The 934-nt window shown below is 60.1% G+C and carries 2 protein-coding genes; both read left to right on the top strand.

Annotation, left to right across the window (positions count from 1 at the left end; translation table 11 throughout):
* The coding region (locus ACR0E6_RS21740; RefSeq protein WP_480587231.1) for a TauD/TfdA family dioxygenase at positions 1-378 on the top strand (378 nt) is incomplete at its 5' end.
* Positions 375-934: (R)-1-hydroxy-2-trimethylaminoethylphosphonate oxygenase (gene tmpB / locus ACR0E6_RS21735; protein WP_480587228.1), on the top strand; the 560-nt coding region annotated here is incomplete at its 3' end. The genes ACR0E6_RS21740 and tmpB, both read left to right, overlap by 4 nt.

Raw genomic sequence — 934 nt, 5'->3', positions numbered from 1 at the left:
GAATACAAAGGCACGGACGGGGTTTGCCTGCGCTCACGCCGCCCGATGATCGAGCTGTCCCCCGATGGCGAAATCATCGGCATCCGGTTCAACAACCGTTCCTCCGCGCCCTTTGTGGATGTGCCCTTCGACAAAATGGAGGCCTATTACGCCGCCTACCGCCAGCTGGGGGACATCATCGACGACCCTGCGATGGGCGTTTCGTTCAAGCTTGAACCGGGCGAGAGCTTCATCGTCGACAACACCCGCGTGCTGCATGCGCGACTTGGCTACTCGGGCGCAGGGTCGCGGTGGCTGCAAGGCTGCTACGCCGATAAGGACGGGTTGCTGTCCACTCTGGCCGCTATGGACATGGCACAGCCGGAGGCGGCGGAATGAAACCCGATTTCACGACCCTGAATCGCGACAATATCGTGGCCTTCATCGGCGATATCTTCGACCGCCGTGGTGGCGAGGAATATCTGGGCGAGCCCGTCACTATGGCCGAGCACATGCTGCAAGGGGCCACCATCGCGGAACAGAACGGCATGCCCGAAGAGATCATTGTGGGTGCCCTTTTGCATGACATCGGCCACTTCACTTCGGAATTCGGGACATATCACCCTGATGACACCGAGGACCGCCATCACGAAGACGCAGGTGCCGAAGTGCTGGAGCAGTTCTTCCCGTCCGTTATCACCGATTGCTGCCGCTACCACGTGGCGGCCAAGCGGTATCTCTGCGCCACAAAGCCAGAGTATTTCAACCGGCTGTCCGCCGCCTCGGTCCACACGCTGGAACTGCAAGGCGGCCCGATGAATTCCGAGGAAGTGACCGCGTTCGAGGCCAACCCAAACCTGAAAGAGATCATTCAGGTGCGATATCTCGATGAGGCCGGAAAGCGCGAGGATATGGAGACCCCTGACTTTGCACATTTCGCCCCGATGGTGCAGCG

Source organism: Ruegeria sp. AP12, assembly GCF_056540025.1.
The sequence above is the reverse complement of the archived record's forward strand: the minus strand, read 5'-3'. Positions and strand labels throughout refer to the sequence as shown.